At 33.8% G+C, this 16,953-nt stretch carries 18 protein-coding genes; 14 read left to right on the top strand and 4 right to left on the bottom strand.

All coding sequences use genetic code 11. The features are described from left to right. Positions 1-139 precede the first annotated feature (139 nt). The 3 genes from HMPREF9129_RS00245 (at position 140) to HMPREF9129_RS12135 (ending at position 2,672) form a co-directional block, all read left to right on the top strand. On the top strand, positions 140-2,062 hold the full coding sequence (locus HMPREF9129_RS00245) for a stalk domain-containing protein (protein WP_004819083.1): 1,923 nt from the start codon (positions 140-142) through the stop codon (positions 2,060-2,062). A gap of 206 nt (positions 2,063-2,268) precedes the next feature. Continuing rightward, the gene (locus HMPREF9129_RS12140; RefSeq protein WP_004819081.1) at positions 2,269-2,427 is read left to right on the top strand and encodes a hypothetical protein; all 159 of its coding nucleotides are present in this window, start codon (positions 2,269-2,271) and stop codon (positions 2,425-2,427) included. An 11-nt stretch (positions 2,428-2,438) separates the two neighbouring features. Then, entirely contained in the window at positions 2,439-2,672 is a 234-nt protein-coding gene (locus HMPREF9129_RS12135; protein ID WP_245946038.1) for a hypothetical protein, read from the top strand. 94 nt (positions 2,673-2,766) lie between these two features. Here HMPREF9129_RS12135 and HMPREF9129_RS00235 read toward each other — a convergent pair whose 3' ends face one another. The 3 genes from HMPREF9129_RS00235 to HMPREF9129_RS00225 form a co-directional block, all read right to left on the bottom strand. Continuing rightward, positions 2,767-4,038, bottom strand: a complete 1,272-nt coding sequence (locus HMPREF9129_RS00235) for an O-acetylhomoserine aminocarboxypropyltransferase/cysteine synthase family protein (RefSeq protein WP_004819077.1) — start codon at positions 4,036-4,038, stop codon at positions 2,767-2,769. 456 nt (positions 4,039-4,494) lie between these two features. After that, entirely contained in the window at positions 4,495-4,761 is a 267-nt protein-coding gene (locus HMPREF9129_RS00230) for a GNAT family N-acetyltransferase (RefSeq protein ID WP_004819075.1), read from the bottom strand. Between the two features lie 67 nt (positions 4,762-4,828). Next, positions 4,829-5,752 (bottom strand): LysR family transcriptional regulator, encoded by a 924-nt coding sequence (locus HMPREF9129_RS00225; RefSeq protein ID WP_004819072.1) that lies wholly within the window; start codon positions 5,750-5,752, stop codon positions 4,829-4,831. A gap of 194 nt (positions 5,753-5,946) precedes the next feature. Between HMPREF9129_RS00225 and HMPREF9129_RS00220 the strand changes: the two genes are divergently transcribed. The 8 genes from HMPREF9129_RS00220 (at position 5,947) to HMPREF9129_RS00185 (ending at position 13,925) form a co-directional block, all read left to right on the top strand. After that, a complete protein-coding gene (locus HMPREF9129_RS00220; protein WP_040552085.1) occupies positions 5,947-6,852 on the top strand; it encodes a substrate-binding domain-containing protein in 906 nt (301 codons plus the stop codon). Beyond that, the gene (gene pstC, locus HMPREF9129_RS00215; protein ID WP_004819068.1) at positions 6,842-7,735 is read left to right on the top strand and encodes a phosphate ABC transporter permease subunit PstC; all 894 of its coding nucleotides are present in this window, start codon (positions 6,842-6,844) and stop codon (positions 7,733-7,735) included. The genes HMPREF9129_RS00220 and pstC overlap by 11 nt, the downstream gene beginning before the upstream one ends. Next, entirely contained in the window at positions 7,732-8,622 is an 891-nt protein-coding gene (gene pstA / locus HMPREF9129_RS00210; protein WP_004819066.1) for a phosphate ABC transporter permease PstA, read from the top strand. Before pstC ends, pstA begins: the two co-directional genes overlap by 4 nt. After that, on the top strand, positions 8,619-9,368 hold the full coding sequence (gene pstB, locus HMPREF9129_RS00205) for a phosphate ABC transporter ATP-binding protein PstB (RefSeq protein WP_004819064.1): 750 nt from the start codon (positions 8,619-8,621) through the stop codon (positions 9,366-9,368). The genes pstA and pstB overlap by 4 nt, the downstream gene beginning before the upstream one ends. Positions 9,369-9,372: 4 nt before the next feature. Next, positions 9,373-10,020 carry a phosphate signaling complex protein PhoU gene (phoU, locus tag HMPREF9129_RS00200; RefSeq protein WP_040552377.1) on the top strand — a complete coding sequence of 216 codons (648 nt, stop codon included), beginning with the start codon at positions 9,373-9,375 and terminating at the stop codon, positions 10,018-10,020. 1 nt (position 10,021) lies between these two features. After that, positions 10,022-10,705, top strand: coding sequence for a response regulator transcription factor (locus HMPREF9129_RS00195; protein ID WP_004819060.1), 684 nt, complete (start codon positions 10,022-10,024; stop codon positions 10,703-10,705). Further along, entirely contained in the window at positions 10,698-12,314 is a 1,617-nt protein-coding gene (locus HMPREF9129_RS00190) for a sensor histidine kinase (protein ID WP_040552083.1), read from the top strand. The genes HMPREF9129_RS00195 and HMPREF9129_RS00190 overlap by 8 nt, the downstream gene beginning before the upstream one ends. A 141-nt stretch (positions 12,315-12,455) precedes the next feature. Then, entirely contained in the window at positions 12,456-13,925 is a 1,470-nt protein-coding gene (locus HMPREF9129_RS00185) for an aldehyde dehydrogenase family protein (protein ID WP_004819057.1), read from the top strand. Positions 13,926-13,962: 37 nt separating this feature from the next. Here HMPREF9129_RS00185 and HMPREF9129_RS00180 read toward each other — a convergent pair whose 3' ends face one another. Then, the gene (locus tag HMPREF9129_RS00180) at positions 13,963-14,358 is read right to left on the bottom strand and encodes a Fur family transcriptional regulator (protein WP_004819055.1); all 396 of its coding nucleotides are present in this window, start codon (positions 14,356-14,358) and stop codon (positions 13,963-13,965) included. 140 nt (positions 14,359-14,498) lie between these two features. Between HMPREF9129_RS00180 and HMPREF9129_RS00175 the strand changes: the two genes are divergently transcribed. From HMPREF9129_RS00175 to HMPREF9129_RS00165, 3 genes are read left to right on the top strand one after another with little or no spacing between them, the layout of a single operon-like run. Further along, positions 14,499-15,479, top strand: coding sequence for a metal ABC transporter substrate-binding protein (locus tag HMPREF9129_RS00175; protein WP_004819053.1), 981 nt, complete (start codon positions 14,499-14,501; stop codon positions 15,477-15,479). After that, the gene (locus tag HMPREF9129_RS00170; RefSeq protein WP_004819052.1) at positions 15,476-16,126 is read left to right on the top strand and encodes a metal ABC transporter ATP-binding protein; all 651 of its coding nucleotides are present in this window, start codon (positions 15,476-15,478) and stop codon (positions 16,124-16,126) included. Before HMPREF9129_RS00175 ends, HMPREF9129_RS00170 begins: the two co-directional genes overlap by 4 nt. Continuing rightward, entirely contained in the window at positions 16,113-16,913 is an 801-nt protein-coding gene (locus tag HMPREF9129_RS00165) for a metal ABC transporter permease (RefSeq protein ID WP_004819049.1), read from the top strand. Before HMPREF9129_RS00170 ends, HMPREF9129_RS00165 begins: the two co-directional genes overlap by 14 nt. Positions 16,914-16,953: the final 40 nt, after the last annotated feature.

Raw genomic sequence — 16,953 nt, 5'->3', positions numbered from 1 at the left:
AACAGAAATATTAAAATCTTGTTACAAAAGTTAAAAAATGTTATTTTAGTGGAAATTTTAATATTTTAGAGGTATACTTTAGTTAAGAAACAAGTGAGTGAGAGATTAGTTTACACAAATGGACTTAGGAGGAAAACAAATGAATAAAATCAATAGAAAAAGAATTACATCAGTTGCACTAGCATTTACACTTGCAGTAGCTGCACCGGTAAAAGCAAATTTTTCTAATTTTAATTTAGAACTTAATAAGGTAGCAGCGGCAGAAGCGAAAACACCTACACAAGATGAAGCAAAAGCAGCAGCAGAAGCAGCAACCACAGCAGCAGAAGAAGCTAATAAAAGAGTTAAAGAAGCTAGTGGGGAATTAAAAACTGCAACAGGCGATTTGGAAGAAGCAAAAAAATTAGAAGGAGAAGCTAAAGAGGCGGCAGAAGCAGCAACTACAGCAGCAAAAGCAGCAACCACAGCAGCAGAAGAAGCATCTAAAGCTCAAGAAGCTATAAGCTTAGCAAAATCAGCTAATATAAGTTCTAAATCTGCAAAAGAAAAAGCAGCAAGGATAATGGGTCTTATTGAAGAAGCTAAAAATAAGGAAGAACAAGCCAAACAAGAAAAGACAGCTCAAGAAAAAGCTAAAGCAGAATTGAAATCAGCTATAGATACAGCTAAAGGTAGTTTGAGTACCGCCACTTCAGATGTATATACTCAAGACTCTATAGATAAGTTAAAAGCTGCAATAGCAACAGCTGAAGGTATTTATAAAGATGATACTAAAAAATCAACAGATTATACTACAGCAAAAGCAAATCTTGAAAAAGTAAAACTTGAAAAGAAAACAGTGAAACCAACACCGGCTCCGACTTCTGTTACTTTAAACAGACCAACAGTATACTATAATAAGGTTACAGGAAGAACTACACCTTACGCAACTGTAACTCTATATAGAAATAGAAGTAAAGTAGACTATGTAAAAGCCGACAGATATGGTGATTATACAATAAACTATAGATTTGGAGACTACAGATATAACGGATACAATGGGACAGCTTCAGTAAGTTCTTATGGAGATAGATATGTATCAGGTTATACAACTGCAAACACTTATGTTCAAGCATATAACAATGGTGAGTATTTAGGTTCTGCATACTCTGATTCAAGAGGGTACTATACTATAAACTTTAATAAGTATGTATACAATAGAAATAATACTGTAGTTTATACAAATGGATATAACAATAGCTACAACAATGGTTATGGATATTACGATTTATCAGATTATTATCTAGAAGCTGAATTAGATGGAAAATATTCTGAGAGACAATATTTAAATAAAGCTTATATTGATAGATATTACAATAATGGATATTATAATAACTATGCATATGCACCAAGAATAACTCAAGCTATAGCTGGAACAAGCACTGTAAAAGGTAGCGGAGTTAATGGATATGCAACAGTTGCAGTTTATGATTCCAAGGGAATTAGACTTGGTAGTGGGACAGCTTATAGCAATGGAGAATTCACTATCAGTTTAAACAGAGACTTAAAAGCCGGGGAAGAAATCAAAGTAACTGCAAATTATTCTAACTTAAGAGAAAACAACACAACTTACAAAGTAGCCGGAGAATCTAAGAAAGATACTTACAACTATGTTGTAAATCTAACAATAGGAGACAAGAGATTAACAACAACAAAAGATGGAGTAACTACAACAACAACTATGGATGTAGAAGCTTATATAAAAGAAGGTAGAACAATGCTACCAATCAGATTTGTAGCTCAAGCTTTGGGATACAATGTAACTTTTAATGATACAACAAGACTTGCGACTTTCACAGATGGCAAGAAAGTGGTAATCATCAATATAGATTCAAGAGATTTCTATGTAGATGGTATTAAGAACACATTCAGTGTAGACCCTGAAATTAAACAAGGCAGAACAATGCTTCCAATTTCTGAAATTGGTAAAGCACTTGGAATGACTACTGGTAATAAGGGTGACAACAAAAATATTGAATGGGATTCAGTAAGAAGAGAAGTTAAGATCCAACTAACTAAATAAACTCACTTGAAAAAAGAGCAACTTAGGGTGCTCTTTTTTTGTATTAATGGGTATAAACGTGTAATAAATAAATTAGTTACTGTTAGTTTATAATTTACTTTTATTTTAAAGGAATTGATTTAGGTAAGTTATAGATTTACAGATGAATACTGATTATATTTTATAATTGTATTTAAAATTAAGGGTTTTATTTTGAGGAGAAGTTTATGAAAGTTGGCAAGAAAAGTTTGGTGTTATGGGCAGCTATTGTTTGGGTTATAGCGGGGGTTAATGTTTTAAAGATAGGAATTAGTGTGTATTCTGAGTATTTATCTTTGTTGAATTTGGGGCTAAGTGTTATAGTATTTTTAATTTTTGGAATATGATTTTCAAGAAGATGGTTGATAAAAATATCATAAGGATAAAGGGCTTGCCACATGAAAAATACAATTTTTGGAATTTTTTTGATTTAAAATCTTTTTTGATTATGGCTTTTATGATGAGCATGGGTATTAGTTTAAGGCTTTATAATTTAGTGCCTGATGTTTTCATAGCTGTTTTTTATTCTGGATTAGGGACAGCACTGGCACTTGCAGGTGTTAAATATTTTTATAAGTTTTTAAAATATTAAGAGCGAGTTTTTCGCTCTATTTTTGTTGGATTTTAACTTAAAAAATAGGTTTGAAAAATAAAAATGGGTGAGCAGAGGCACACCCACAGCGGAATTAAATATTTTTAAATGCTTGGTCTAAGTCGGCTATGATGTCTTCGACATTTTCTATTCCAACGGATAGTCTGACTGTATTCTCTTTTATTCCGGCACGCTCTAAGGCTTCTTTTGATAGCTGACGATGAGTCATGCTTGCAGGATGCAAGACGTGAGTTCTGACATCTCCAACGTGAACTACGAGTGTAGCAAGTTTTAGGTTATTTATCCATTGTTTTGTCTTTTCAAGTCCACCTTTTATTCCAACTGAAATTACTCCGCTTTGACCTTTAGGTAGGTATTTTTTTGCAAGTTCATGGTACGCATCATCTTCAAGCCCCGGGTAGTGTATCCATTCAACTTTTTCGTGAGTGTTTAAATATTTTGCAACTTTAAGTGCATTTTCGGAGTGTCTATCCATTCTAAGGGCGAGTGTTTCTATTCCGAGGTTTGTAAGGAATGCATTCATTGGTGAAGCCGGTGTACCAAAGTCACGAATGTATACTACTTTAGCTTTTACTGCGTATGCAGCTTTACCAAAAGTTTCTGTATAAGATAGACCGTGGTAATTAGGGTCTGGTGCAGAAATTGATTCGTAACCATTTTTTGCCCAATCAAAATTTCCACTGTCTACTATAAGCCCGCCTACCGCAACTGCGTGACCGTCTAAGTACTTTGTTGAAGAGTGAGTTACGATATCTATGCCATGTTCAAATGGTCTGCATAGATAAGGTGTAGCAAATGTGTTGTCTATTATCACGGGTAGTCCGTGTTTATGTGCGACTTCTGAAATTTTTTCTAAATCTAAAATTTCAAGTCCAGGGTTTGCTATAGTCTCTCCAAAGATAAGTTTTGTCTTTTCGTTGATTGCTTTTTCTAATGCTTCAAAGTCATTTAAAGGTACAAATTTTGTTGTGATACCAAGTTTTTTGATTGTTGAAGACAGAAGTGTGATTGTACCTCCATAAAGGTTGTCCATGGCAATTATTTCATCACCTGATTCGCAAATATTTAATATTGAGATTAGGTTTGCTTGTTGTCCGGAAGATGTTGCAACAGTTGCGACTCCTCCTTCAAGAGCAGTAACTTTTTTCTCTAATGCTGTAACAGTTGGGTTGGAAATTCTTGTATACATATCTCCTTCTTTTTTTAAATTGAATAAGTCTGCTACTTCGTCTGCATTGTCATATTTATATGTTGTGGATTGAACTATTGGCACTGTTCTTGATTCTCCGTTTTTTGGATGATATCCTGCTTGAATACAGAGTGTTTCTGATAAATAATTTGTCATGTTTTTCCTCCTTAGTTGTATAAAAAAAGAGCCATCGTATAAGGACGAAAGCTCGTGTTACCACCTTAATTTTTCATTAGCTTCCACTAATGAACTCAATAGGTATCTATCAATACCCTCTGCTGTAACGGGCAATCCCGTACTCGCCTAACAATAAGCTTAGCAAGTCCATAAAAAGGCCATATTCCCAATTTCAAAATCTACTTCTTTCACCACAACGAAGCTCTCTGTAATCTTTTTAGAAAGGTACTCTTCTTTTTGTACGTTTATTTAAAAATCATTTTAATGTATGTTAGCATTTTATTTTTTTGAGTCAATGCTGTGAATAATGGCTTTTATGTGTTGCCGGTTATAGCTAAAATGAATAGAGTTTAAAAAGAGTTATATAGAGGGCTATCGATGCATGTAAATGCAATAAAAAGAAGCTTCAAAAAACTGAAGCTTCTGATAATTTATTTATGCTCTGACGTCGTCAAATTCTTCGCCTTGTAATTTTTTGTTTACGTATGAACAAGTAGGGATAATTTTTTTACCCTCTGCTCTTGCGTCGGCAATTAGTCGTTTAACAAGTTCACCTGCAAGTCCTTGACCTTCCATGGCAGGTCTTACAATTGTGTGTTGAGCATCGATTTTACCGTCTTTTTCAACGAATTGAAGAATTCCATCATATTTTTCTTGGCTTTCACCAATGTAATAAGCATTTTGACCTCTTTTAACTTCCATGTCTGCCTCCTAATTGTTTTATAGTTTACTTAATGTATACCCAAGTGTTAGGGAACTAAAGATGAAGTTAGTAATTTTCTTCAATTTTGTACTGTGCTACATAGTGTTTTAAAATGTCTATATAAGTTTTGCCAATGGCGGATATTGGGTTGTCAGACCTATAGATATAGACAAGCTCCATTGACTCGTCACTTTCAAGAGGGATTGCCACAAGATTATCTCCGTTTAATTCTCTTGAGAGTATACCTGATGAAATTGTATAGCCATCTAATCCAATCAATAAATTAAAAAGTGTCGCTCTATCTGTTACTACAATTGATTTTCTTGCATATTCGATTGAGTGCAACTCTTCTGCGTAATAGAAGGAATTGTTTAATCCTTGGTCATATGTGAAACGTGGATATTCTTCAAGGTCTTTTAGAGTTACGATTTTTTTATTTGCAAGCGGATGGTTTTTACTGAAGAATACGTGAGGCCTTGCAGTAAAAAGTTTTTCAAATTTTAAATCATTCGCCACAAAGCTTCTCTTTAAAATTTCCTTATTGAAATCGCTTAAATATAAAATTCCTATTTCACTTCGTCTTGTACGTATATCTTCAATGATTTCAAAGGTACGAAGTTCTTTTAGTGAAAATTCATATTCATCTTTTCCGAGTAGTTTTACTAATTTTACAAAGGCATTTACTACAAACGCATAGTGTTGAGAGGCAACTGCAAATATTCTTTTGACAGATTTTTCTGATTTGTACTGACCTTCTAATAGGTCAGCTTGCTCAATGACTTGTTTTGCATAGGACAAAAATTTTGTTCCGTCGTCTGTGAGGCTAACTCCTCTGTTTGTTCTGTAAAATATTGTTATTCCCATTTCTTTCTCAAGTTCCATAATGGATTTGGAAAGTGTGGGTTGTGTTATAAATAATTCTTGTGCTGCTGTGTGAATTGAACCAGTGTGAGCCACTTGTATGATATATCTAAGTTGTTGTAGTGTCATTTTTTACCTCTTTTTATATACGATTTACCATTTGTATTATATCATTTGATATAAAATTATCAAAATCGATTTTACATTGCGATGGTACATTTAATTATTTTACACAAACTTTACAATTCAATATCAAGGAATTTACATTAGAGAAATATAATGTGCTTGTAATAAAAAACACGAACTTAGAAAGGATGAATTCAATGTCTAGTAAAGTTTTTAAAAGATTATTTGTGATGGTTTGTATAATGTCATTTACAATTGCGCTTACTGCTTGTGGGGCAAAAGATGAAAAAGAGGCCGCCGACGTTTCTGAAAAGACACAAAGCGCAACTATAAATGTAATAACAAGAGAAGACGGCTCAGGCACAAGAGGAGCATTTACTGAAATAGTTGGGTTAATCGAAAAAGATGCAAGTGGTAATGAAACAGATATGACTTATCCTGAAGCTGTTGTTCAAAATTCTACTGATGCGGTTATGACAGCTACAGCTAATGACGAAAGCGCTATAGGCTATATTTCTTTAGGGTCTTTGAACGACACTGTAAAGGCACTAAAAATTGGAGGAGTTGAAGCAAGTGCTGAAGATATTACCAATGGCTCATATCCTATAGCAAGACCCTTCAACATAGTCTACAAAGACGGTGTTACGCCTGAAGTACAAGATTTCTTAAACTTTATAGCTTCAAGCGAGGGACAAAAGGTTGTTGAAGAAGAGGGTTATGTCAAAAACAAAGATGCTCAACCTTATCAAGGAACTAATAATTCAGCATCTATAACAATTGCAGGCTCAACATCTGTAGCACCATTAATGGAAAAATTAGTTGAAGTTTATAAGATATTTAATCCTGATTTTAAAGCAGATATTCAAGCCACAGGTTCTTCATCTGGAATTCAAGCTGCAATAGACGGTTCAGCTCAAGTTGGTATGGCTTCAAGAGAGCTTAAAGATGATGAGGCTAGTCAATTGAAAAAAGAAGTCATAGCTATGGACGGAATAGCTATTATAACTAACAAAGCAAATCAAGTTTCAGATTTATCAATGGAACAAGTGAAAAATATATTTAGTGGAAAACTAACTGATTGGGCTGAGGTAAATGGAAAATAAGGTTGTATATAAAATAAAAAGTCAGCAAGAGTTTAAAGAGAGTATCGCAAGATACCTCTTTTTACTAAGTGCTATGTTATCTGTAATATTTATTCTCTTAATTTCTTATTTCATCTTTAGTGGTGGAATAAATGTGTTTAGAGATGTTGGAATTAAAGATTTTTTGTTAAATTCTAAATGGGCACCGATGAATAAACCGGCTTCGTTTGGTATTTTTTCAATGGTGATAGGTTCTATATTGGTGACATTGATTTCAAGTGCAATGGCTGTTCCGATTGCAGTGTTTACAGCTTCGTTTTTGGCTTGTGATTGTCCTATATGGTTATACAAAATTTTAAAACCGGCGTTAAATTTAATGGCGGGAATTCCATCGATAATTTATGGATTCTTTGCTTTGACATTTATAGTTCCCAAGATGAAGGATTTATCTGGTGGCACTGGAATGAGTATTTTAACGGCATCAGTTCTTCTCCTAATAATGATATTGCCGACTATAATTTCTATTTCTGAAAATGCAATACGTTCAGTACCGTATTCTTATTACACAGGAAGTATTGCTCTTGGGGCAACTCACGAGAGAACTATTATGAAAGTTTTGATGCCGGCGGCAAAGAGTGGTATTTTTGCCGGCATAATTCTTGGAATTGGTAGAGCAATTGGAGAAACTATGGCAGTTATATTGGTTGCAGGAAATCAAACTCGTCTAACTTTTAATATTTTTAAGGGCATTAGAACTTTGACCACAAATATTGTAATGGAAATGGGATATGCTTCAGGAATGCACAGAGAAGCTTTGATTGCGACAGCATGCGTCCTATTTGTATTCATCCTTATAATAAATTTTACTTTTTGGATTTTTAAGATAAGGAGTGAAAGGATATGAGCACTAAATTTGGAATATTGATTTTAATGGCTACAATTCTCATAGGCACTTTTGCTTTTTTGAAGTATAAAAATATGCTAAACGTCTATAGGTTTTTGACAACTCTATCTATAATATTCACTTTTGGAAGCTTAGCGGTTTTAATAGGCTATGTTATTTCAAAGGGAGTACCATATATAAAACCGTCTTTATTTGCTTTTGAATACACTTCAGATAATGTGTCAATGCTGCCGGCTATAATAACAACTTTTATAACTGTGATTTTATCAGTGGCATTGGCTACGCCAATAGGAGTTTTCACAGCAATATACTTGGTTGAGTATGCAAAGAGAGGCTCAAAAGTTGTAGAAGTTATAAGGCTTGCTGCGGAAACTTTACAAGGTATTCCGTCAATTGTTTACGGATTATTTGGAATGATGTTTTTCTCAATTTGGTTGGGATTTGGATTTTCTATAATTTCTGGAGTGTGTACTGTATCGATTATGATATTGCCGCTTATAATTCGTTCTACTGAGGAAGCTTTAAAAGCAGTGAATGACAGCATAAGACATGCATCATTTGCTCTTGGAGCTGGGAAGCTTAGGACAATTTTTAAAGTTGTGTTACCTGTTGCAATGCCGGGAATAATTTCAGGAGTTGTGCTTGCAACTGGACGTGTAGTAGGAGAAACTGCTTGCTTGATGTTCACTCTTGGGACGGCAACCAAAATGCCTGATGGAATTTTTTCATCAGCAAGAACTTTATCGCTACACGTTTATATGTTGTCTTCTGAGGGAATGCACGTTGGAGAGGCGTATGCTACTGCAACTGTACTACTAATCATAGTGCTTATAATTAATTTTATTTCAAATAAGATTGCCAATAGATTTATGGAGGTTAAAAGTTGACACTTAAGTTTAATATAGAAGACTTAAATCTTTATTATGGAGATTTTAAAGCTTTAAAAGGAATAAATATGGGGATAGAAGCGAATGAGATAACTGCTTTTATAGGTCCATCAGGTTGTGGGAAGTCTACAACTTTGAAGTGTTTAAATAGAATGAATGATTTAGTTGATGGTTGTAGAATTGAGGGTAAGATTGAACTCGATGGAGAGAGCATCAATTCATACAACATCAATGCTCTTAGAAAGAGAGTTGGAATGGTGTTTCAATCTCCAAATCCATTTCCAATGTCAATTTATAATAATATAGCTTATGGTCCAAAAACTCACGGCATAACTGATAAAAATACATTGGACGAAATTGTAGAAAAGTCTTTGAAGGCAGCTGCAATATGGAATGAAGTAAAGGACAACCTAAATAAAAATGCACTTTCAATTTCCGGAGGACAACAACAGAGATTGTGTATTGCAAGATGCTTGGCAATTGAACCGGATGTTATTTTGATGGATGAACCAACTTCTGCACTAGACCCGATTTCTACGGGAAAAATAGAAGACCTTGTCCTTGAATTGAAAAAAGATTATACTATTATCATGGTAACGCACAATATGCAACAAGCTTCAAGAGTTTCTGACAAGACGGCATTTTTCTTGAGAGGAGAGGTTGTTGAATTTGGAGATACCTATGAGATATTTTCTAATCCAAGAGATAAGAGAACGGAAGATTATATTACAGGAAGGTTTGGGTGAGATTGTGCGAAAGAAATTTGATGAAGAACTTGCTTTGTTAAATGAAGAAATGTTACAGATGAGTATGATAGTTGAAAAAGCTATAGATAAATCTGTAAATTTAATTTTTAATGCAGATGATAAGGGAATAAAAGAAGTCTTTGAATATGAAGAAGAGACTGACAGGTTGGAAACAAAAATTCAAGACCACTGTCTTAGACTTTTTTTAGAGCAACAACCGGTTGCAACAGATTTGAGATGGATTTCAGCTACTCTCAAGATGATTACAGATATGGAGAGAATAGGAGACCAAGCGAGAGATATTGCAGACTTATGCAAATATTTTAAAGAGGACGATAAGGTATTTTCTGTTGACTCAATAAAGGAAATGGCAAAGGCGACTATAGCCATGGTACACAAGAGCATAGATGCTTATGTTAAAAGAGATGTTGAAATAGCTGGAAGTGTGTCCAAAGATGATGATGTTGTAGATAATTATTTTATAGAAGTTAGAGCTGAGTTTGTAAAGTTAATAAAGAATGAATCCTTAGATGCTGAGCGAATAATTGACTTGATTATGATTACTAAATATCTTGAGAGAATTGCAGACCATGCTGTAAATATTTCAAGATGGATAATATTTGCCATAGAGGGATTTCCTACAGAGGCGTAGTATGTTGATATATATTGTTGAAGATGACAACTCAATACAAAAGCTGATTGAGTATGCATTGAAATCTAAAAATTACAATTGTAAAGGTTTTGAAAATGGTAGGGAGTTCTTTGGGGAACTCTCTAAAGTTGTACCTAATTTAATTTTGTTAGATATAATGTTGCCGGATATGGATGGAACTGAAATATTGGCTAAGTTAAAACAAAACTCAAATACTTCAGATATTCCGGTTATGATGTTGACGGCTAAGACATCTGAGTATGACATTGTGAGCTCTTTGGATATGGGTGCAGACGATTATATGATAAAACCTTTTTCTGTATTAGAGCTTTTGTCGAGAGTTAATGCTCTTTTGAGAAGAAATACTAAGAAATTAGAAGAGAGAATAGAATTTAAAGGCATTACTATGGACTTGTTGAGAAGAGAAGTTTCTATTGATGGAGATGGAATATCTTTGACATACAAGGAGTTTGAACTCTTAAAGTACTTACTTAACAATGTTGGAATTGTACTTTCGAGAGAAAAACTGTTAAATGCTGTGTGGGATTATGATTACGAGGGAGAGACCAGAACTGTAGATATGCACATAAAACTTCTCAGAGAAAAGTTGGGAGATAAGAGAGATATTATAACCACTGTAAGAGGTGTGGGATATAAGATAGATGCTGGAGATAAAAATGGATAGACATATTCAAAGATATTTGAGAATTGTGGCAACTTTTTCTTTCTTCGTAACTTTTATAGTCGCACTTATAATTTATTTTGTAGATTATAGTCAAAGTGAATACAAAGTTTTGGCGAATTTAAATTTTGTAATACAAAAGAATATTGAGAGTGAAGAAAATAAACTTGAATATATAAAAAATTTTGATAAAGAGTTTAATAGAATTAGGATAAGATATATTTCAGGTTCAGAAAATTATGACTCTAAAGGAGAAAAAAACTTTTCTTTAGAAGTTGGGAATAATAGAGAAAATATAAGTCTTACTAAATCTGAATTTGAAGTTGTAAAAAAATTAGATAATAGTTCTCTACTTGGAGTAAGTGAAATAAAAAATAATTTATTTGGAATATTTTTACACTTGTTACCAATAAATCTTTTAGCTATTGGAAGTGTATTTATTTTTACTAAATTCGCCACTAAAAAGTCGGTGGGTGGAATTTTGAAGCCTATAAACGCCTATGAAAAATCATGGGATATAGAAAAGATAATGGACGTACCGGAAATTTATCCGTTTGACAAAATCATTTTGAAACAAAGCGAGATGAATTTAAAGGAGATCCGAGAAATTGAAAGACAGAGAGATACTATAAATACTATTCTAATGGGCATGAAAGAAGGCCTTTTGATATTAGATGAGAAACGACGTATTTTGATGTTAAATTCTGAAGCAGCTAAGATTTTAGAAACAGATGAGGAATCGATAAACAAGAGTATACTTTACGTTACGAGAAATAGTGAAATTGTAAAGTCTATAGAAAATTGTTATCTTGGAATTTATTCTGAGGGTAGACTTGAAGTTCAAGACAGATATATAAAGTACTATTCAAACCCCGTGTACTACAACGAAAATATAAGTGGAGCAGTACTTCTTTTGATTGATGAGACTAAGAGGATAGAAGCAGAAAAAATCAGAGAAGAGTTTTCGGCAAATGTATCCCATGAATTGAGGACGCCTTTAACTTCTATATATGGATTTGCAGAACTTTTAAACACTGGAATTGTATCTGATGAGAATGACAAGAAAGAAATGCTCTACAGGATTTATAAGGAATCAAAGAGATTATTGGACTTGATTGATGAGATAATTAAGATTTCTAAGTTGGAGTCAAACGTTCAAGTCGTTGAAGATATTGTTGACTTAAATGAATTGTCAGAAGAGTTAAAATCACATTTTATTCCAATAGCAACTGAAAAAAATGTTGAGTTAGCGATTGTTGGCGATGGAGTTTTTAAAACTAACAAGACCATGATTTGGGAGCTATTAGCTAACTTAATCGAAAATGCAATTAAATACAATGTTGAGAATGGCAGTGTGGATGTTAGTATGGAAGTTACAGAACAGACTGAAATTGTAGTAAAGGATTCTGGGATAGGAATTGATGAAGAAAGTTTAAAGAGAATTTTTGAAAGATTTTACAGAGTTGATAAATCAAGAAATAAAAAAAGCGGAGGAACTGGACTAGGTCTTTCTATTGTAAAACATATTGTAAAAAATTTAAATGGAGAGATAGAAGTTCAAAGTGAAGCCGGAGTTGGAACTACAATAAAAATACAATTGCCAATAAACTAGGCCAAAGCTGAATATTTAATCACAAAAAGAGATTGTTAAAAAAATCTCTTTTTTTCTATGTTATTTAATAAAATTCAAGGGGTATACATTGCAAAGGAAGAAAAATATTTTAAAATAATTAAGATAGAAAAGGGTGATTAAATGTCTTTTGAATTAAAAAAAGAATATAGAATGTTTATAGGAGGAGAATGGAGAGAGGCTTCAGACGGGCAATGGTTACAAACTTTTAATCCTGCAACTGGAGAAGTTTTATCTCAAATCCCTCAAGCTACAAATGATGATGTAGACGATGCGGTTGAAGCTGCAAAAAAAGCTTTTGAAACTTTTAAAGATTCTACAGCAGTTGAAAGACAAGCGTTGCTCACTAAGATAGCAGATATAATAGATGAAAACGCCGAATACTTGGCTACTATAGAATCAATGGATAATGGTAAACCTATAAGAGAAACAATGGGAGCTGATATTCCTTTGGCAGCAGACCACTTTAGATATTTCGCAGCTGCGGCAAGAATGCAAGAAGGTACTGCTCAAATGTTGGATAAGAATACTTTAAATTTAATTTTACACGAACCTATTGGAGTGGTAGGACAAATAGTTCCTTGGAACTTCCCATTCTTAATGGCAGCATGGAAATTAGCGCCAGTATTGGCAGCAGGTGATGTAACAATTTTGAAACCATCAAGCAGCACATCTCTTTCAGTGCTTGCACTTATGGAATTAATTCAAGATGTTGTTCCGGCAGGTGTAATAAATGTAATTACCGGTTCAGGTTCAAAGAGTGGAGAATATTTACAACATCACAAGGGAATAGACAAGCTTGCGTTTACAGGCTCTACAGAAGTGGGTAGGGGAATTGGAATTGCAGCGGCAGAGAGAATTATCCCGGCAACTCTTGAGTTGGGTGGTAAGAGTGCCAATATATTCTTTGAAGATGCTGATATGGATGTTGCACTTGAAGGAGTTCAACTTGGAATTTTATTTAACCAAGGACAAGTTTGTTCAGCAGGGTCAAGAATTTTTGTACAAGAGAGTTTCTATGATGAATTTGTAGAAAAAGTTGTAGAGGCATTTAAAAAAGTTAAAGTTGGAGACCCACTTGACCCTGAAACACAAATGGGAGCTCAAGCAAGCATGGGTCAACTTAGAAAGATTTTAGACTATGTTGAAATAGGTCAAAAAGAAGGCGCAAAGATTTTAACCGGTGGAAATAAAATAGAAGGCGATGGAGTTTTCATGGAACCTACTTTACTTGGGGATGTTACAAATGAAATGAGAGTTGCCAGAGAAGAAATTTTTGGACCGGTTGGAGTAATCATAAAGTTTAAAGATGAAGAAGATTTAATTAGAATGGCAAATGATTCAGACTATGGACTTGGTGGAGGTGTATTCACTAAGGATATAAACAAGGCAATTAGAGTTGCAACAGGAATAAGAACTGGTAGGGTATGGGTTAACACATATAACACATTCCCAGCAGGTGCACCATTTGGGGGGTATAAAGAGTCCGGAATAGGACGTGAAACTCACAAGGTTATCTTAGACCACTACACACAAATGAAAAATATATTGATTAATTTAAGTGCTACTCCAGCAGGGATGTATTTAAAATAAAAACAGGCTCATGGGATAAAACTCATGAGCTTATTTTTTAGCCTTGGCAATCAGGACAGATTCCCTGTAATTCAAGTGTGTGTCCGGTAACCTTAAATCCAGTATTCTGTGCAATGCCGTCCTCATAAGGAGAGATTGGACAATGTGCAATAGGCACTATCTTTCCGCAATTAGAGCATACTATATAGTGTTCATGTGAGTCATAAATTGTATAGTAGCGTAGACCGTTTTGTCTAAGTGTTTTTTTAAGGAGACCTGCTCTTTCAAGTTCACTTAAAATGCGATAAACACTTGAACCGGAGACTACTTCTCTATTGATTTTTAGAATTAATTCATCTGCAGAAAGCGGCACAGAACTTGATTTTAAAATATCTAGAACTTCCATGCGGGCTTTTGTAGACCTGAGACCATGTTCAATCAATAATTCTTCCATAATATAACCTCCATTTACTTAGTATAACATTTTAAAAAGAGAAATAGTATTTTACTTTAATTTAAAAAAATTTGGGTATATCTTATTAAGAATAGTAATTAACTTTAGGAGGAAAACATGAAAAAATTAGTTTGGTAGTAATGACATTTGTACTTTTATTGTTGGCAGCTTGTGGCAATAAAAATTCTGCAGAAAAAAGCGAAGCAGTAGACTCACGTGAAAAGCTTAAAGTTTATGCATCGGTGTATCCGGTATATGACTTTGTAAATAAAATTGGTGGAGATAAGATAGAACTTACTTCAGTTATACCAAATGGAGAAGAACCTCACGGATGGGAACCTAACCAAAAATTATTAAAAGAACTTGAATCTGCTGATGTATTTGTTTATTCAGGAGCAGGTCTTGAATCTTGGGTTGAAAAGGTAACTGAATCTGTTGAAAACAAAGATTTGAAATTTGTAGAAGCATCTAAGGGTGTTGAACTTATAGCAAACACTCATGATCATGACCATGAACACGAAGCGGTGGAACACAACCACGAAAACCACAACAATAATGAAGCTACAGAACATGAGCACGAACATGAACATGACCATGGGGCTTATGACCCACACGTATGGTTATCTCCTATAAGAGCAATAAAAGAGCTTGAAAATATAACTATGGCGCTTTCTGAAGCTGATCTTGAAAATGCTGATTATTATAAAGAAAATTTAGCTAAGTATTCAGAAGAGTTTAAGAAAGTAGATGAAGAATATAAAGCTAAGCTTGCAACAGTTCCTAACAAGATAATAGTAGTTTCTCATGAAGCCTATGGTTATCTTGTAGCTGACTATGGTTTAGAGCAAATAGGCATCACAGGAATTGAAGCTGAAACTGAACCAGATGCAAAGACAATGAAAGAAATCATTCAACTTGTAAAGGAAAAGAATATAAATACAATTTTTACAGAAGAGTTGCTAGATACTAAGATTGCTGATACAATTTCATCAGAAACAGGTGCTAAAACTGTAAGATTAAATCCACTTGAAGGACTTTCTGGAGAAGAAGTTAAAAATGGGGATGATTATGTTTCAGTTATGAGAGCAAATCTTGATAAATTAGTTGAGGCTTTGAGTTGAAATTGCTTGAAATAAAGAATTTAGATTTCGGATATAATAGAGAAAAAGTTTTAAAAAATATAGACTTAACAATTAACGGGGGCGAATTTATCGCCCTCGTTGGTTCTAATGGAGCGGGAAAAACTACTTTTATAAAACTTATATTAGGAGAATTAAAACCTAACAGTGGAACTGTAAATTTTAATTTGGAAAATGGTTTTAAAGATATAGGATATGTTCCACAGTTGGGAGTTGGGTCGAGTTACAATTTTCCAATTACTGTGAGAGAGTTATTGTCATTGCCGCTAAAAAGACGTGGGAGACTTAGCTCGGTAGAAAATGAAAGAATAGAAGAAACTTTAAAACTTGTTGGCATAGATGATAAGATAGATGATTTATATTCTGAGCTATCAGGGGGGCAAAGACAGAGAGTTTTAATAGCAAAGGCATTGATAGCCTACCCTAAGTTTTTGATTTTGGACGAACCTACAAATGGTATAGACCACAAGACTAAAGGTAATTTATATAAATTGTTACACCATATCAATAGAGCTCATGGAATAACTATTTTGATAATTACACATGAGTTGGATCTTGTTAGAGAGTACTTGGACAGAGTTTATATGGTGGAAGATGGTCAAGTGAGGATAATCGATGGAGATATTTGAATATAGCTACATGATTCGGGCTTTGATAGTCGGATTTATAGTGTCAATAATAATACCATTTATGGGGATAGTGGTAGTAAATAAAAAGATATCTATGATAGGGGATGCACTTTCTCACGTATCTTTAGCAGGGGTATTGATGGGATTTGTGCTCGGAATGAATATGACTTTGGGGGCACTTATAGTCTGTATAATAGCAGCGCTGCTAATGGAATTTATTAGAAAGAGATTTCCAAGTTATCAGGAAATTTCTACAGCAATTATAATGTCTACGGGGATTGGTCTATCGTCAATATTGTCAGGATTTTTGACGAGGTCAGCAAATTTTGAAGGTTTTTTATTTGGAAGTATAATAGCTATACCAAATGATGAATTCGCACTTATTTTGGGTGTTGGCATTGCTGTGTTTTTAACTTTTTTATATTTTTATAAAGATTTGATGCACATTTCGTTTGATGAGACAAGCGCAAGGCTATCCGGAATAAATGTGGGCTTGGTAAATACAATTTTTATGATGCTAATCGCTATAACAATTTCAGTTTCGGCAAGAACTGTGGGGATACTTATAATATCCTCTCTAATGGTAATTCCTGTGGCCTGTGCAATGAAATTTAGACTAGGATATTTTAAAACGCTAATACTATCATCAATTTTTGGACTCATATTTACCATGAGTGGTCTTATTCTTTCATTTTATTTAGGTTTAAAACCTGGTGGAACTATAGTTTTAATTGGAGTGTTTACTTTGATACTAATTCTTTTAATATCCCCTAAGTTTAATAGATGAAGGACTTGAAGATAAACGTTGTTTTTGGGTAAAATAAAAG

Origin of the sequence: Peptoniphilus indolicus ATCC 29427 (assembly GCF_000227315.1) — a bacterium.
GTDB lineage: Bacteria > Bacillota > Clostridia > Tissierellales > Peptoniphilaceae > Peptoniphilus > Peptoniphilus indolicus.
This window is presented reverse-complemented; position numbering and strand designations above follow the sequence as displayed.

Bases quoted from the DNA above. Each gene is read 5' to 3' on its own strand.
- pstC (WP_004819068.1), top strand. From the start codon at position 6,842: ATGGAAAATAAGGTTGTATATAAAATAAAAAGTCAGCAAGAGTTTAAA.
- HMPREF9129_RS00220 (WP_040552085.1), top strand. From the start codon at position 5,947: ATGTCTAGTAAAGTTTTTAAAAGATTATTTGTGATGGTTTGTATAATG.
- HMPREF9129_RS00230 (WP_004819075.1), bottom strand. From the start codon at position 4,761: ATGGAAGTTAAAAGAGGTCAAAATGCTTATTACATTGGTGAAAGCCAA.
- HMPREF9129_RS00180 (WP_004819055.1), bottom strand. From the start codon at position 14,358: ATGGAAGAATTATTGATTGAACATGGTCTCAGGTCTACAAAAGCCCGC.
- HMPREF9129_RS00165 (WP_004819049.1), top strand. From the start codon at position 16,113: ATGGAGATATTTGAATATAGCTACATGATTCGGGCTTTGATAGTCGGA.
- HMPREF9129_RS00235 (WP_004819077.1), bottom strand. From the start codon at position 4,038: ATGACAAATTATTTATCAGAAACACTCTGTATTCAAGCAGGATATCAT.
- HMPREF9129_RS00190 (WP_040552083.1), top strand. From the start codon at position 10,698: ATGGATAGACATATTCAAAGATATTTGAGAATTGTGGCAACTTTTTCT.
- HMPREF9129_RS00225 (WP_004819072.1), bottom strand. From the start codon at position 5,752: ATGACACTACAACAACTTAGATATATCATACAAGTGGCTCACACTGGT.
- HMPREF9129_RS00245 (WP_004819083.1), top strand. From the start codon at position 140: ATGAATAAAATCAATAGAAAAAGAATTACATCAGTTGCACTAGCATTT.
- HMPREF9129_RS12135 (WP_245946038.1), top strand. From the start codon at position 2,439: ATGGTTGATAAAAATATCATAAGGATAAAGGGCTTGCCACATGAAAAA.
- pstA (WP_004819066.1), top strand. From the start codon at position 7,732: ATGAGCACTAAATTTGGAATATTGATTTTAATGGCTACAATTCTCATA.
- HMPREF9129_RS00195 (WP_004819060.1), top strand. From the start codon at position 10,022: ATGTTGATATATATTGTTGAAGATGACAACTCAATACAAAAGCTGATT.
- HMPREF9129_RS00175 (WP_004819053.1), top strand. From the start codon at position 14,499: ATGACATTTGTACTTTTATTGTTGGCAGCTTGTGGCAATAAAAATTCT.
- HMPREF9129_RS12140 (WP_004819081.1), top strand. From the start codon at position 2,269: ATGAAAGTTGGCAAGAAAAGTTTGGTGTTATGGGCAGCTATTGTTTGG.
- HMPREF9129_RS00185 (WP_004819057.1), top strand. From the start codon at position 12,456: ATGTCTTTTGAATTAAAAAAAGAATATAGAATGTTTATAGGAGGAGAA.